Annotated in this window: 13 protein-coding genes; 11 read left to right on the plus strand and 2 right to left on the minus strand. The window is 57.5% G+C overall.

Annotated elements, in window-relative coordinates:
- The 8 genes from K1Y02_19695 to K1Y02_19730 form a co-directional block, all read left to right on the plus strand.
- Positions 1 to 309: NADH-quinone oxidoreductase subunit D (locus K1Y02_19695; GenBank protein MBX7258594.1), on the plus strand; the 309-nt coding region annotated here is incomplete at its 5' end.
- 3 nt (positions 310 to 312) lie between these two features.
- Entirely contained in the window at positions 313 to 1,407 is a 1,095-nt protein-coding gene (nuoH, locus tag K1Y02_19700) for an NADH-quinone oxidoreductase subunit NuoH (protein ID MBX7258595.1), read from the plus strand.
- Positions 1,408 to 1,410: 3 nt separating this feature from the next.
- Positions 1,411 to 2,232 (plus strand): 4Fe-4S binding protein, encoded by an 822-nt coding sequence (locus K1Y02_19705; GenBank protein MBX7258596.1) that lies wholly within the window; start codon positions 1,411 to 1,413, stop codon positions 2,230 to 2,232.
- Entirely contained in the window at positions 2,229 to 2,840 is a 612-nt protein-coding gene (locus K1Y02_19710) for an NADH-quinone oxidoreductase subunit J (protein MBX7258597.1), read from the plus strand. The genes K1Y02_19705 and K1Y02_19710 overlap by 4 nt, the downstream gene beginning before the upstream one ends.
- A gap of 4 nt (positions 2,841 to 2,844) precedes the next feature.
- On the plus strand, positions 2,845 to 3,183 hold the full coding sequence (gene nuoK, locus K1Y02_19715) for an NADH-quinone oxidoreductase subunit NuoK (protein MBX7258598.1): 339 nt from the start codon (positions 2,845 to 2,847) through the stop codon (positions 3,181 to 3,183).
- Between the two features lie 11 nt (positions 3,184 to 3,194).
- On the plus strand, positions 3,195 to 5,159 hold the full coding sequence (gene nuoL, locus K1Y02_19720) for an NADH-quinone oxidoreductase subunit L (GenBank protein MBX7258599.1): 1,965 nt from the start codon (positions 3,195 to 3,197) through the stop codon (positions 5,157 to 5,159).
- A gap of 1 nt (position 5,160) precedes the next feature.
- Positions 5,161 to 6,693 carry an NADH-quinone oxidoreductase subunit M gene (locus K1Y02_19725; GenBank protein MBX7258600.1) on the plus strand — a complete coding sequence of 511 codons (1,533 nt, stop codon included), beginning with the start codon at positions 5,161 to 5,163 and terminating at the stop codon, positions 6,691 to 6,693.
- Positions 6,694 to 6,696: 3 nt separating this feature from the next.
- Positions 6,697 to 8,133 (plus strand): NADH-quinone oxidoreductase subunit N, encoded by a 1,437-nt coding sequence (locus K1Y02_19730; GenBank protein ID MBX7258601.1) that lies wholly within the window; start codon positions 6,697 to 6,699, stop codon positions 8,131 to 8,133.
- Between the two features lie 213 nt (positions 8,134 to 8,346).
- Here K1Y02_19730 and K1Y02_19735 read toward each other — a convergent pair whose 3' ends face one another.
- Both K1Y02_19735 and K1Y02_19740 read right to left on the minus strand, forming a co-directional pair.
- A complete protein-coding gene (locus K1Y02_19735; GenBank protein ID MBX7258602.1) occupies positions 8,347 to 9,930 on the minus strand; it encodes a glycine hydroxymethyltransferase in 1,584 nt (527 codons plus the stop codon).
- Between the two features lie 47 nt (positions 9,931 to 9,977).
- Positions 9,978 to 10,664 (minus strand): hypothetical protein, encoded by a 687-nt coding sequence (locus tag K1Y02_19740; GenBank protein MBX7258603.1) that lies wholly within the window; start codon positions 10,662 to 10,664, stop codon positions 9,978 to 9,980.
- 109 nt (positions 10,665 to 10,773) lie between these two features.
- Between K1Y02_19740 and K1Y02_19745 the strand changes: the two genes are divergently transcribed.
- The 3 genes from K1Y02_19745 to K1Y02_19755 are packed head-to-tail and all read left to right on the plus strand — an operon-like array spanning position 10,774 to position 14,336.
- The gene (locus K1Y02_19745; protein MBX7258604.1) at positions 10,774 to 12,915 is read left to right on the plus strand and encodes a hypothetical protein; all 2,142 of its coding nucleotides are present in this window, start codon (positions 10,774 to 10,776) and stop codon (positions 12,913 to 12,915) included.
- A 5-nt stretch (positions 12,916 to 12,920) separates the two neighbouring features.
- Entirely contained in the window at positions 12,921 to 13,427 is a 507-nt protein-coding gene (locus K1Y02_19750) for a hypothetical protein (GenBank protein MBX7258605.1), read from the plus strand.
- Positions 13,428 to 13,448: 21 nt separating this feature from the next.
- On the plus strand, positions 13,449 to 14,336 hold the full coding sequence (locus K1Y02_19755) for an alpha/beta hydrolase (GenBank protein ID MBX7258606.1): 888 nt from the start codon (positions 13,449 to 13,451) through the stop codon (positions 14,334 to 14,336).
- The last annotated feature ends 400 nt before the right edge of the window (positions 14,337 to 14,736 follow it).

Raw genomic sequence — 14,736 nt, forward strand, 5'->3', positions numbered from 1 at the left:
GAGTCGTTGCGTATCGTCGAACAACTGCTCGACAACATTCCCGAAGGCCCTTACATGACCCTTCGGTACAACATGCCCATTGTCGTTCCCAAGGGGATGCACTACGGACAGATCGAGACCGCGCGCGGCGCGATGGGGGTTTTCCTCGTTTCCGACGGTGAAAAGGACAAGCCCTATCGCTGGCATTTCCGTTCGCCGAACTTTAATAACCTATGGGCAGTCACCGAGATCACGCCGGGCTGGCGCATCGCAGACATTATTGCGATCCTGTCCAGCCTCGACCTCGTTATTCCGGATATCGATCGGTAAGCCATGGACACCACGTACCAAGTAAAGAGTATTGCGGAGCAAGCCGCCGATTCACTCAATGTGGGGATTCTGCCTACATTGGGATACTTGGGCCTTGCCTTGCTCTTGGTCGCGGGACTGGTCGTGGTGTTGGGCATGGGGTTGATCTGGCTGGAGCGCAAAATCGCCGCCCATTTCCAGTGCCGCCTGGGACCAAACCGTGTCGGTCCCTTCGGCATCTTCCAGACGCTCATGGACACGATCAAACTGCTATTCAAAGAAGACATCGTGCCGATGCGCGCCGACAAGACGTTGCACCTGTTCGCGCCATTTCTTGCGCTCGCAACGCCGGTGCTCATTCTCGGTGTCATTCCCTACGGACCACTGCAACAAGTTGCCGATATCAGCATCGGCGTCCTTTTCGTAAGTGCGGTGGGCGGTTTCGGCGTGATGGGGATTCTCGTCGGTGGTTGGAGTTCCAACAATAAGTGGTCGACCATCGGCGCAATGCGCGCGGGTGCACAGATCATTTCCTACGAACTTTCGGCCACGCTTGCGCTGCTTGTAGTGGTCCTGTTTTCGGGATCCATGAAGCTGTCGGCCATCGTGACCAGCCAACACGATGGATGGTGGGTGTGGCGCGCACCGGGCGTCGGTCTGTTGGCGTTCGTAATCTACTTGATCTCCTCCACCGCCGAAATCAACCGGCTTCCATTCGATATTCCTGAAGGCGAATCCGAACTCGCCGCCGGCTTCCACACCGAGTATTCCGGCATGCGCTTCTCCTTCTTCTTCCTTGCCGAATTCATCAATATGTTTGTCGCGGCCGGCTTGGCGGCCACCTTGTTCCTCGGCGGATGGATGCCGTTTCACATCGGAGACTGGGCAAGCTTCAACGCCGTCATGGATTTGATACCCCCGGTTGCGTGGTTCTCGCTGAAGGCCTTCTTCATCATCTTTCTGATCATGTGGGTGCGCTGGACGTTCCCGAGACTGCGCGTCGATCAACTCATGCACCTCGAATGGCGATTCCTGCTGCCGATTGGGTTCGCGAACCTCATCGCGGCATCTCTCATTGCATTGACCAATTTCTACTTCTATCCGTTGGCGGGGAACTGACCAATGGCACTCGTAAGTCCAAAGCAAGTCCGCTACGAGCGACGCAGCATCGCAGGACGGGAAATCCCTGTCGCCGTGGCGCCAACACTTCCGCGTCACAGCGTGCCCGCGCGGTTCTTCTCGGGCTTGTACAGTCTACTTACGGGGATGAAGCTGACCCTGCGCTACTTTGTGAAGCCATCTACCATCGTTACGCGGCAGTACCCAAACAATCGCGAGACGCTGAAGTTTCCTGATCGGTATCGTGCGGCTTTGAAGTTCAAATATGTCACGGTACGTCAGCCGATCACCGACTGGGAGTTTCCGGATCCGAAATCGCCGACACTTCGCTTGCCTGCGTCGCTCTTGCGCGATTGGTCGCGTGGATACGAAGACGCTTCCTATCACAAGTGCACCGGCTGCAAGAACTGCGAAGTGGCATGTCCCAATGCTTCAATCCGCGTTGTCACACGCATCGGCGAGGTAACCGAGGACCGTGAAGTCGACCGCTTTATCTGGCGCATGGATTCGTGCATGTACTGTAACGCTTGCGTCCAGGCATGCCCGTTCGACGCCATCGAAATGGGCCATGACTACGAAAACGCGGTCTATGATCGCCGGTTGCTGGTGTATAACCTTAACCGCCAGGCGGGACCACCGGCGAGTCTGGTCACCGAGGAAGAGGATATAACCGTGCGTCGCAGGATGATGTCTCACCGCGAACGTTGCGGAGGGCCCATTCCGCTAAACGGTCATGCGCTTCCCAATCTTCACGCTCTGCCCGTCACGCCGATCGTCGATGCGTCGACCGGGAGTATCGAACGTAATTCGGAGGCAGAGTCATGATGACCGAAGCCGCCCAGACTGTTGTGTTCTACATACTGGCCGCCTCCGTTCTCGGACTCTCAATCGCTGTCGTGCGGGTTCGCAGACTGCTGCGCGCCGCCGTCGCGCTCATGGTGATGCTGACAGCGAGCGCCGCGTTGTACGTGTTGCTGGGCGCTGAATTCCTGGCCGGTGTCCAAGTGTTGGTGTATGTGGGCGGGATCGTCGTTCTCATCGTCTTCGCGATCATGCTTACCCGTTCATCCGATCTGCTCGAAGACGTACCCTCCAATCTCCGGCGATTGATGGGCGTGTGCGTTTCCAGCGGTTTTGCCCTTATCGCTTGCGGAATCGTGCTGACATCCCATTTTCCGCTCAGTCCTTCCGCGGTCGCGCCCGAAGACGATTCCCGCGCGATTGGAAAAGCGTTGCTGGACTACGGGCCCAACGGATACGTGTTGCCGTTTGAAATTATCTCGCTTCTCCTGTTGGCCGCGGCCGTCGGGGCCATCGTGATTGCGCGGCGTACCCCTCCGTCTGCCCAGCCATTCACGAGCGGCGGCGATTTACCGCCCGAGGCGCCGCACGTCATCTCGTTGTCGCAGCGTGATAAGAGACAGGAGCGTTGAGTCCATGATTGAATTCCTGGCAAACCACACTCCTACCCTCACGCATTGGCTGGTCCTTTGTGCCTTGCTCTTCTGCATAGGCCTGTACGGAGTGCTCACGCGCCGAAATGCAATCGGTATTCTGATGTCCATCGAGATTATGTTGGACGCCGGGGCCATCAACTTCGTCGCTTTCAATTACTTCAATGCGCGAGACACCGTCGATGGCCAGATAATGGCCATCTTCATCATTGCGGTTGCGGCGGCGGAGGCGGTCATCGCCATGGCCATTTTCGTTGCGCTCTACCGCTATCGCGGCACAGTCGACGTTAACGAGATGGATTCTCTGAGGGACGAGTCATGAACGGATTCGTAATGAATCATGCGTGGCTCATTCCGGCGCTCCCGTTAATCTCGTTCGCCATCGTCGGCATGTTTATCCGCCCGCGTTCGGACAAGGCCGCCGGAATTGTTGCGACGGCCGCTGTATTCACCTCGCTCGCCTTGGCGCTCAAACTGGCGACAGAATTCTTGCAGATTCCTTCGGAAGGCGCAGGCCCTGTCTCTCTCGTGCCGTGGAGCACGGAGTGGCTTCGGTACGACGAGAACCTCGTCGTTTCCGTTGGTGTGCTTGTCGATCCGATTTCCGTGCTGCTCATGGTTGTGGTCACGTGCGTGAGCGCGCTTGTCCACCTGTACAGCATTGGATACATGCACGGCGATCCGGGTTACGGCCGATTTTTCACCTATCTGAACCTCTTCACCTTCAGCATGCTTGGGCTTGTGGTCGCACCGAACATCGTTCAAATGTATGTGTGCTGGGAACTCGTCGGCGTCAGCAGCTTTCTTCTGATCGGTTTCTACTACGAGAAACCTTCCGCTGTGGCCGCATCCAAGAAGGCTTTCATTGTCACACGGTTCGCCGATCTCGGATTCCTGATTGGTGTGTTGCTGCTCGGCTACTGGGGGCATGCGCTTCTTGCCGATACCAAGGCGGAACTGAACACCGCCGCATCCGCTGCATGGCAACCCTTCGACTTCGCCTATTTGACGAGTGAAGCTTTCTTGAACCGTTTCCTGGAGGTTGGCCCGCATATTCTCGGCCTGTCGCTTCTGGCGGTTGCGATGATCTGTGTATACATGGGCGCAGCCGGAAAGAGCGCCATGTTCCCACTGCACATCTGGCTGCCGGACGCCATGGAAGGCCCGACGCCGGTGTCTGCACTGATTCACGCGGCAACGATGGTTGTGGCGGGCGTCTACTTGGTCGCGCGCATGTTCCCGGCGTTTTCGATGAGCGTGGACGCATTGACGGTCGTCGCCTACGTCGGCGGGTTCACGAGCCTTTTTGCGGCGGTGATAGCCGTGACGCAAGACGACATCAAGCGCGTGCTCGCTTTCTCGACGTTGAGCCAGCTTGGTTACATGATGATGGCGCTCGGCGTCGCTTCCATGGGGCATTCTCTCGGATATACCGCAAGCATGTTCCACTTGTTCACGCACGCATTCTTCAAGGCGCTCTTGTTCCTCGGCGCGGGCGCGATCATACACGCCGTTCACAGCAACGACATTTGGGACATGGGCGGACTCAGGAAGCACATGCCCATCACGCACCTGCTGTTCGCGATTGCGTGGCTTGCCATCTGCGGTATCTGGCCTCTCGCGGGCTTCTTCTCCAAAGACGAGATACTTGCCGCGGCCTTGCACGGCCACTACACCGTCCTGTTTGGCATTGCGCTTTTCGTTGCCGGCTTGACCTCGTTCTACATGTCTCGCATTTATTTTGCGACGTTCTGGGGAACGCCGCGAAGCAAGCACGCCGAACATGCGCACGAAGCGCCCAAGGTGATGCTGTTGCCGATGGGTGTACTCGCCGTCTTGTCTTGCATCGCGGGCTTTGCGCCCATGGCGGAGTGGGTGCACATCGGCGAACCTCTGGAACACCACGGCATCGATTTCACGATCGCGATTCCCGCCACCATTGCGGGGGTGTTGGGCATTGCCGTAGCGGCCGTGCTCTATGCCAGGGGCGATGCGGCGCTTGCCGACCGCCTGGCAAATTCGTTCCGGCTGGTTTACCGCGTCGTGAAGAATAAGTTCTATTTCGACGAGTTGTATCTCTTCGTAACGAAGCGCGTCATCTTCATGTTCGTTGCCCGGCCCATCGCATGGTTCGACCGCCACGTTGTCGATGGCGGCGTCAATTTATCCGGATGGAGCACGCGCAAATCAGGCGCGGTGCTGAGCCGTCTGCAAACCGGTCAGATACAGACGTATAGCATGTGGCTTGCTGCAGGGGGATTGTTTGTCTTGTTAGTGCTTTGGGCAATGGGGGTATAACGTGGGACTGCTCAGTTGGATCATCGCAGTGCCCTTCATCACGATGCTGTTCGTCGTGTGCGTGCCCGCGCGTCAATGGCGGGCGATTCGTTGGATCAGCGCATTCGGCTGCGGCATTCACCTCGTGCTCACAACGATTCTCGTTTACCGTTACTGGCAGGAAGCCTCTCCCAATATGGAGGCTATTCGCTCCGCGAACCTTGCCACGCTCTTCTTCGTTGAGCGTATCCCGTGGTTCCCGTCGCTGGGTATCACCTACTACATCGGCGTCGACGGCATATCGGTCAGCATGATCGTGCTGACGTCGCTTATCATCTTCACCGGATCGCTGGCGAGCTGGTACGTCGATATACGCACCAAAGAATTCTACGCCCTGCTGTTGCTGCTCGTAACCGGCGTCTTTGGCGTGTTCGTAAGCTACGATCTTTTCCTGTTCTTCATGTTCTACGAACTCGCCGTGCTGCCCATGTACTTGCTCATTGGCATCTGGGGAACGGGTCCAAAAGAATACGCGGCCATGAAGCTTACCCTGATGCTGCTGGTGGGGAGCGCGTTCGTCTTGGTCGGATTTTTCGCGTTGTATCACGCATCGGGGCTTCATACGTTCGATCTTCAGCAATTGGCGACGGTCACATATAAGAACGACTTCCAGCGCTGGGTGTTCCCGATGGTGTTTGTGGGCTTCGGAGTTATCGGTGCGCTCTATCCCTTCCACACGTGGTCGCCCGACGGACACAGTTCCGCGCCGACAGCGGTGTCGATGCTTCACGCGGGCGTGCTGATGAAACTCGGCGGATACGGTGCGCTTCGCATCGCCGTCTACCTGCTCCCCGAAGGCGCGAAAATGTGGGCGCTGTTCTTCATGGTCCTTTCCACCATAAACATCGTGTACGGTTCCTTCGGCGCGATCATGCAGAAGGATCTCAAGTACTTCACGGCCTATTCATCCGTCAGCCACTGCGGCTTTGTCCTGTTCGGAGTCGCCACCCTTAACGTGATCGGGTTCAAAGGGGCGGTTCTCCAGATGTTCAGCCACGGCATCATGACAGGCCTCTTCTTCGCGCTGATCGGCATGGTCTACGGGCGCACCCACACGCGCGTCATTCCGGAGATGGGCGGCTTGGCCAAGGTCATGCCTTGGTTTGCCACGATGTTCTATATCGGCGGTCTCGCAAGTCTGGGTCTGCCGGGCCTATCCGGATTCGTGGCCGAGACCCACGTGTTCCTGGGCGGCGTCTTTGGCAATCCGTGGAGCGATCGAACCGCTACACTGCTGCTTACTATCGTCGCTACGATGTCTATTGTTGTGACGGCCGTCTACGTGCTGCGAGGCCTTGCTACGGTCTTCCAGGGACCGATTACGAACGAACACTACCTTGAACTGACCGATGCACGTCTTCCCGAACGGCTCAGCACGGGCATTCTCGCGGCTACGTTGTTCGTGGTCGGACTTCTTCCTTGGCTGTTCATTAACTTGACGGAGAGTTCGATTGTCGCGATCGCCAACCGTCTGACTACGGCGGGGACTCCTTAGACTATGGTCATGCTGCCGGAAATCATCGTCATCGTTACGGCCTTCGCCGTATTGCTGGCCGACCTTTTTCTAGATGAACGGAGGCGGGTGGTTCTTGCTCCGCTTGCATTGGTGGGATTGGGCGCGGCATTTGTGGCGGGTTTGGCTGGGACGTCATCCGGCGAAGTCTTCGGCGGACGCTTCGTGATTGACGCCGTGGGGTGGTGGTTCCGTCTGTTTTTTATACTCGCCGCATTTGTGACGGTGGTCGTCTCCTTGGATCTGTTGGACGGGCGCACGAGTGTGCGCATGCGCGGCATCGGTTTCCGTGGTGAGTACTACTCTGTTCTGCTGTTCACGATAGCGGGCATGCTCTACCTGTCCGCCGCGCGCGATATGATCACGCTTTATGTCAGCCTTGAGCTAAGCACGTTGCCCCTCTTTGTACTTGCCGCGTGGCGACGTGACCATGCCCCCTCCGGCGAAGCCGGACTGAAGTACGTGATCTACGGAGCGCTCGCTTCCTCCTTGCTGCTGTACGGTCTCGCGTTGGTCTACGGCATTACCGGTGAAACCCGCATGGATGCCTTGGCCGCCGCCGTTACGAAAGCGTCGCCGGGCGCGCTGTGGTTTGCTTCCGGTCTCATCGTTTGCGGACTCGGATTCAAGTTGACTCTCGTTCCATTTCACATGTGGGCCGCCGATGTGTACGAAGGCGCTCCCACACCTGTCACCGCGTATTTGTCCGTCGCATCGAAAGGCGCGGGGTTGGTCTTCGCGTTTCAGATTTACTACCGCATGCTCGGCCCGTGGCTCCAGGATTGGGACTTGGCCATAGCCTTCTGCGCGGCGGCCACGATGACGTTCGGCAACCTGGTGGCCATTGTGCAAAACAACATCAAGCGATTCATGGCATTCAGCGCCATATCGCAGGCGGGCTATCTGATTCTGGGTTTCATCGGCGCAAACGCCGAAGGCGTACCGGCGATGCTCTTTTACATGCTCGTGTATGTTGTGACGAATCTGCTCGCCTTCGCGTGCATCGTGTGGTTCGGCAATGAAACCGGACGCGAGCGCATTGAAGACTATCGCGGCCTTGCACAAACGAATCCCATGGTGGCGCTCGGATTTATGCTGGCCTTGTTCAGTCTCGCAGGCATTCCGCCGCTCTCCGGATTCGTGGGCAAGTACTTCTTGTTCAGCGTGACGGCGCAAGCGGGGATGCACTGGCTGGTTGCCGTAGCAGCGGTCAATTCGACGGTTTCTCTCTACTACTATCTGCGCGTCATTCGGCAGATGTACATCGAGCCGCCCGCGGAAGGCGCGACTACGTTGCCAATCACCGGCACGTTGGCCGTGACTATCGGCGTTCTCAGCGCGGCCACAGCGCTACTCGGCATCATCCCCTTCTTCTACGAGACTATTCACGTGCACACCATCTCTTGGCTTGCCTCGCTTTAGAGAGACGCAAATAGAAGAGGCAAGCTGGTGGCGGAAAGCAGGGACAGACACGTCTCCGCTTCGCTGCGCTTGTGTCAGTCCCTGTTTTCCGCCGCTACTCACTCTTCCTTGGGTCAACCAATATGTGTTGCCTCAATTGGGATCCACGACACTAGGCTCGCCTCAAGTGAGTCTTTCTCCTGCAACTTGTGACTGCTGCAACCACTCCGAAACCTATCCGAAGTACTCCTGCAATAACCCCAGATCCAATTCCGGATACACCGGATACTTGTCCAGCAACGCATGGACTCGCGCCTGCGCCGCTTCGTGCGCCTTTGCATCGATTACGTACTTGGCCTTGCTTGGCTCGCCCGCGTTCGCGCCGGATTCAATCGTCGCAGGCTTGGTGTTCGCGAGTACAAGCTTGATAATGGCCGCAATTTCCTTCATCTCCGGTTCGCCCATGCCCAATGTCGTCACGGCGGGCGTACCGATGCGAAGTCCGCTCGTGTACCAGGGACCGTTGGCATCGAACGGCAGCGAATTGCGGTTGAGCGTGATCCCGCATTCACGCAATGCACTTTCCGCCTGACGTCCCGTGAGTCCGAACGGCGTCACGTTGATCAGCATCAGGTGATTGTCCGTGCCGCCGGACGAGAGCTGAAGTCCTTCACTTACGCAGGCCGCGGCCAGCGCGCGCGCATTCGAGACGATCTTCTTCGCGTATGCCTTGAATGCGGGCTGATTGGCTTCCGTGAAAGCCACGGCTTTTGCGGCAATGACGTGCGGCAGCGGTCCGCCCATCACCATCGGGCAGCCCTTGTCGACGTACTCGGCGAGTTCTTTCGTGCAGAGCACGATACCGCCGCGCGGTCCGCGCAATGTCTTGTGCGTTGTCGACGTGACGATATGCGCATGCGCAACCGGATTGAAGTCGCCTTCAAATGCGCCGCCCGCAACCAATCCCGCGAAGTGCGCCATGTCGACCATGAACACCGCACCCACTTTGTCGGCCATTGCGCGCATGCGGCGGAAATCGATCGCGCGCGGATACGCGCTGTAGCCTGCGAGCAGAATCAGCGGTTTGATATCGAGTACCTGCTGCTCGATGGCGTCGTAATTGAGAAGGTACGTTTCCTTGTCGACGCCGTAGCTGTACACGTCGAACATCTTCGCGGAAACATTGTGGCGATACCCGTGCGTGAGGTGGCCGCCCGAATAGTAGTCCATTCCGAGCAACTTCTGATTTCCCGTCGCTTGGCGAATCTTGTTCCAATCCTCGCGCGATGCCTTCGAGATGTCCTTGATGCCGAGATCTGCCAGCGCGGGCACTTCAGCGCGCGCCTGCAAGATGGACCAAAACGCAATCAGGTTCGCGTCGGCGCCGCTGTGCGGCTGCACAAATGCATGGTCGCATCCGAACAGCTTGCAGACTTCCGCGCAGGCGTACGCCTCAATGTCGTCGACATTGTCGCAGCCCGCGTAGAAGCGGTGCATCGGAAAGCCTTCGGCGTATTTGTCCGTGAGCAGGTTGCCCATGGCGAGCTGCGTCGCCATCGAGCAATAGTTCTCGCTTGCGATGAGCTTCAGATTCGACCGCTGATCGGCCAGTTCCTTCACAATAGAACGCGCCACGGCCGGCGCAACCCGCGCCACTTCGGTCAGGCTTGCTAGATACGCTAGAAACCCCGCCGAAACGTTCTCCGGCGCGGTACGTGAAAGGTAACTGGAAATAGGGGAAGCGCTATCGATTGTAGTTGTGGACACGGGTCTGATTCTCCAAGGGGTGATTTCGCGCAGCCGCGAATGCGGCCCCATCGTAATACGCCGCCCCTGGAGGATGCAAAAAATCGTCCCACAGGCAACTATTGGACCGGCGGCGGCGTGGGTTCTGCCGGAACGGCGGCGGCTTGCTCTTGTCCCGCGCGCATCACAAATCCGTACGCGCTTCCAAGCCCAAGCACGGCGAATACGATGTCGATAAGTCCCAGACTGCTCACGACGAGAATGGCCATGAATAGGAGCGATCCCGAAACCTTGTCCTGCTCCTGCTTGATGTTCGCCTTCCACTGTTCAAACGTTGGCGGGTTAGAATTTAGTTCGGTCAATGCGGGAACGGAGAACTCCTTGAACGCCTCGACCTCTTCAGCTGGAATCGACGCGGGGTCCTTCGCTTCCGTGAGTTCGTGCTTCACCATGAATTCGGGATATTGCGCCTCGGACGTGAGCGAGGCAAACTCGGCCGCTTGTCCTTTCTCATTCTCGTAGTCTTGCTCGGTGAGCGTGCCGAACTGGGCATCAAGCTCCTTGGATACGAAGTGTTCCACGGCGAGCATCTTTCCGCAAAAGATCGATGCCAACGCAAGAACCGCGCAGAGTAGCGCCATGCCTCTGCCGCGTCCGCCAAACTTCGCTCCGGCCCATCCCACCAGGACGCCGATGCCCCACGCCGCATAGCCAATCTCATAATCCGTTGCCACAACAAGGCCAGCCCACGCTCCCGCGCCCAGAATTGCTGCCAATACAGCCATGAGAACCGCTATCATATTCATGTTGAAGCCCCTGTTGATTGTGCACAACCCCTTTCGGGTAACTATAGCACGGCTGATGGAATAAGACACGGTTATCGTTTGGCGTAGACGGAAGGAGCACATATTGGACATGAGAAGAGGTCTCGTCGTTGCAGCGTTTGCAGTGGCTAGCAGCATCGCTGTGTTTGGCCAAGAGCCTGTCCCCGAAGACTTCCCGGCTTTCATCGTGCCCGGTCACGAGCAAGAGATGAACACGCTCCGGAATTTCATGTGGTTGCACTACCCCGGGAGCGGTCCCAAAGCCACGCTCTGGGACGAGTGGCTATCGACGCCGTCACTCTGGCCCGCCGTGGATACGAAGAACGCGTGGCGCTACATGCGCGAGCAGTGGGCAAGAACGCTCGCTTCGCGCGGCATGGACGAAGAGGGGTATGTGTTCACGCATCAACACGCGTCGATTGCTCACCAGGAAGGCTGGCCGTTCCCGTTCTGGGCGCAAGGTCAAGGCGGCTGGGGCTGGCATTTCCGCATTCCCGGCATGGACCGTGGATGGACCGGCACCGACGACAAGACGCAAGAAGGCTGGGTCATTGAGGGCGCGACGGGCCAGGGAATCGATGACCAAGTCTGGAACCTCGATTTGACTGCCCCGTATGCGAGCGCGATGCCGCCGGCCATGCGCATCGACCCGTACAATGCGCCTTTCCTGCAACTGCGTTGGCGCGCGAAGGGCCTGGGCAACGCACAGCCATTCGTCGAGTGGACAACGGAGACTTGCCCGGAGTTCGCACCAGAGCGCCGCATGTACTTTGCGCCTATAGAACAAGACGCCGTTAGTTTCACGATGATTCCCGTATACCGTCATCCCGAATGGAAGGGAGTCGTCACCGGATTGCGTATCCAGTTCGGAAACGAGTCTCCCGGCGCGAAGGTGGGCATCCAATCGTTCTTCACCAACTACGACACGCGCCACAACATTAACAACCAGAACTTCATCCGAGGGTGCGCAAACTACTTCCTGTGGACGCGCGACCTCAACTTCCTGCGCGGGCAAATCAACCGTATGCGAACGGCCATGCGCTACATTCTCAAGGAGTTTCACGCAGACGAGACAGGAATTGTTGTCACCGATTGGGTCGGCCACGAAGGACGCAGTGGCTTGGCTTTCCCGAATGGCCAGAAGCAGATTCGCTTCGGCAACGGCATTGGCAACAACTATTGGGACCTGCTGCCCATGGGCTACAAGGATTGCTACGCGACGTACCAGTATTACGACGCGTTGAACAGTCTGGCCGAGATTGAGCGTGCGATCGCGACGCATCCGGAGTGGGACATCCCGCGCGGGGTGATGGCATTCACGCCCGACGAACTACTGGCGCGCGCTGCCCGCGCGAAGCGCATCGGAAACCAGGTCTTCTGGCATGAAAAGACGGGCCGCTTCTATTGTGCCGTCGATATTGACGGCGTTGGGTATGACTACGGCTTCACGTTTTTGAACCTCGAGGCCATCTACTTCGGATTTGCCACAGACGAACATGCCAAGTCAATTATGGATTGGATGTGCGGCGACCGCATTGTCGAAGGCGACACATCCACGGGTGAAGACATTTACCATTGGCGATTCGGGCCTCGCTCGACCACGAGGCGCAACGAAGATTATTACTTCTGGGCTTGGACGAGTCCCGAATCGATTCCCTGGGGCGGGCAAGTTCAGGACGGCGGCGCGGTGGTCGGCTTCTCCTACTACGACCTGATGGCGCGATTGCAGGTGCGTGGCGCGGACAGCGTCGTCGGCCGTTTGACCGAGATCGCAAAATGGTTCGATGAAGTGACTGCCGCCGGCGGATATCGCAAGTACTACGACGGGTCCCGCGAAGGTACGTTGCAGGGCGGCGGCACGGCGGGCGGACTTGGCGCGGACATGGAGTTCTTCGAGAGCGCATTGCTTCCGCAGATCATGGTTCGCGGCTTCCTCGGTATGAAACCAACCGCCACGGGCCTCCTGCTTGACCCGCAGTTGCCTTCCACGTGGCCCGAACTGACGGTCACGCGCATCCGCATCCGCGATGCGGTAGTCGATGTTCGCGCAACGCACGACGCAATCGAAGTGAAGACGGTTTCCTTCAGCGGCGCGCCGGGCGAACATGTTGAAGTCTCAACGCCAGGCTCACACTGGCGCGTCGACTCTAACGCTCCCGCTCAGGCTTCGGCGTTTGCGAGTGCCAACATTTCGGAGACGCCGGGAGTGACTGTGCGTTTCGCAGGGAAATAGGGACCGTGAGCAACCCGGATTTGTCCGAGGCGAGCAAGGAGAAAGCGAACCGCACCTCCGATTTGGGTCCATTGCGGCACGTAATCCTCTGGTGTGTCGGATTGATTCTGGCTCTGCGGATTAAGATTCTCGTTGGATATACAATCTTCGAATACTCCGGCGAAAGCAGACAATACATAGATGTCCCATCTTCAGTGATCCCAGTTGCCATGCATGAAATTCTGAACGGATTCAGCATTTTCATTCACAGTGTGTTTCTCTTAGTCGTCGGGGGCGCATCCATATCCTTGTTACGAAAGCTCGTTCTGCCGATGCGTGAACGTGTGATGCTTGGCGCAGTTGTCGCAGTTTGTCTTTGTGAGATGGGTGCAATGCTCATTTACCTCTTCTGGTACTCCTCAACAGCACTTATCACGTTGTACCTGCTTGAAGTGAGTTTGTGCACGGGCGTGCTTCTTATGGCCATTTTCGGCGCTAGAATAAACGCAGATTCGATTGACGAGACCGAATAGAATGCCAATGGGAATAGTCCGATGGTTCGAGTTCTTGCGATAGCCGCGCTTTTGTCTGCGCCGATGGCGTATGCCGGAGCGTATAGAACAGAGCGCGGCAAGGTGTACGCCGACTTGGGCGATAAGAAGCTCAAGATGACGTTGTACCTTCCTGAAGACGATGGTGCGGCACTACGCCCCGGAGTTGTTTTGATTCATGGCGGCGCATGGATATTCGGAACTCGCTACCAGCAGCTATGGTATTGCCGCCACTTCGCGCGCCACGGCTACGTCGTCATGACGATCGACTACCGGCTCATGCCGAAGCATCCGTTTCCCAATTGCCTGCACGATTGTAAGGCCGCTGTGCGTTGGATGCGTCTAAACGCCGAGAAATACCGCGTCGATCCGGACCGAATCTTCGCATTCGGCGCATCGGCAGGTGGGCACCTTGCGTCGCTTCTGGCGACCACCAATTCCGAAGACGGATTTGAAGGCGATGCAAATCCGGGAGCGTCTTCGGAGATACGCGCGGCGATTAGTCTATACGGCGCCGTAGATTTGACGCTCTATCGCGATGAACCGAGGTTTGGCGTATTTGGCAAGATGACGAAGCAGTTCATGAAGGAATTCACCGCGCCGGAGGCCCACGACGCAGACGATGCCGCCGTAGAAGTGGCATCGCCCATTACCTACGCGCGCCCAACGTCCAAGCCGGTACTGCTCGTTCACGGTACCGACGACATCCTCGTACACTACGAACAATCCGTGCGCTTCCATGAACGTCTAAAGGAACTCGGCGTCCCGACGCGTCTCATCACGGCGGAAAACCGCAACCACGGGTTCGACTACGTTCACACCAGGCAGCGCCGGAAGATCTTCAGGGAAATGCTCGCGTTTTACGAAGAGCATGGCTCGAAAGTGCCGTAGAGTCTGCCGCACGAAGAGCAGCGAGCTCTTTCTATTTCGGCAGCCGAAAAGCGCGCCAGATTACAAAAGCCCCATACGCGAGAATGGCGTATCCCATAAGTGACAGGGGTGAATTGAAATCACCATCACTGGATCTCGCCTGCACTTCCCGCGATATACTTGTCCCCATATTCCAGCCGAAAGCGTTTCACCGGCTACTGACTATCGACTTTGGAATCCAAGGAAGGACGAGTATGCAGCAAGCGAAAAGTGGCGTCGTCAAAGCGGTCATTTCCATTCTTCTTTGCGCGCCGGAATTTCTGACATTGATGCCCGAACTAATCGGCTTCAATGCATACTCGAAATCTGTCGTCGTTACCCCGGTGCTACTGTGCTTTGTCGTATCAATAGTCTTGGCTGT

The organism is Candidatus Hydrogenedentota bacterium (assembly GCA_019695095.1).
Classification (GTDB): domain Bacteria; phylum Hydrogenedentota; class Hydrogenedentia; order Hydrogenedentales; family SLHB01; genus JAIBAQ01.

Bases quoted from the DNA above. Each gene is read 5' to 3' on its own strand.
- nuoH (MBX7258595.1), top strand. From the start codon at position 313: ATGGACACCACGTACCAAGTAAAGAGTATTGCGGAGCAAGCCGCCGAT.
- K1Y02_19705 (MBX7258596.1), top strand. From the start codon at position 1,411: ATGGCACTCGTAAGTCCAAAGCAAGTCCGCTACGAGCGACGCAGCATC.
- K1Y02_19710 (MBX7258597.1), top strand. From the start codon at position 2,229: ATGATGACCGAAGCCGCCCAGACTGTTGTGTTCTACATACTGGCCGCC.
- nuoK (MBX7258598.1), top strand. From the start codon at position 2,845: ATGATTGAATTCCTGGCAAACCACACTCCTACCCTCACGCATTGGCTG.
- nuoL (MBX7258599.1), top strand. From the start codon at position 3,195: ATGAATCATGCGTGGCTCATTCCGGCGCTCCCGTTAATCTCGTTCGCC.
- K1Y02_19730 (MBX7258601.1), top strand. From the start codon at position 6,697: ATGGTCATGCTGCCGGAAATCATCGTCATCGTTACGGCCTTCGCCGTA.
- K1Y02_19735 (MBX7258602.1), bottom strand. From the start codon at position 9,930: ATGGGGCCGCATTCGCGGCTGCGCGAAATCACCCCTTGGAGAATCAGA.
- K1Y02_19740 (MBX7258603.1), bottom strand. From the start codon at position 10,664: ATGAATATGATAGCGGTTCTCATGGCTGTATTGGCAGCAATTCTGGGC.
- K1Y02_19745 (MBX7258604.1), top strand. From the start codon at position 10,774: ATGAGAAGAGGTCTCGTCGTTGCAGCGTTTGCAGTGGCTAGCAGCATC.
- K1Y02_19755 (MBX7258606.1), top strand. From the start codon at position 13,449: ATGGTTCGAGTTCTTGCGATAGCCGCGCTTTTGTCTGCGCCGATGGCG.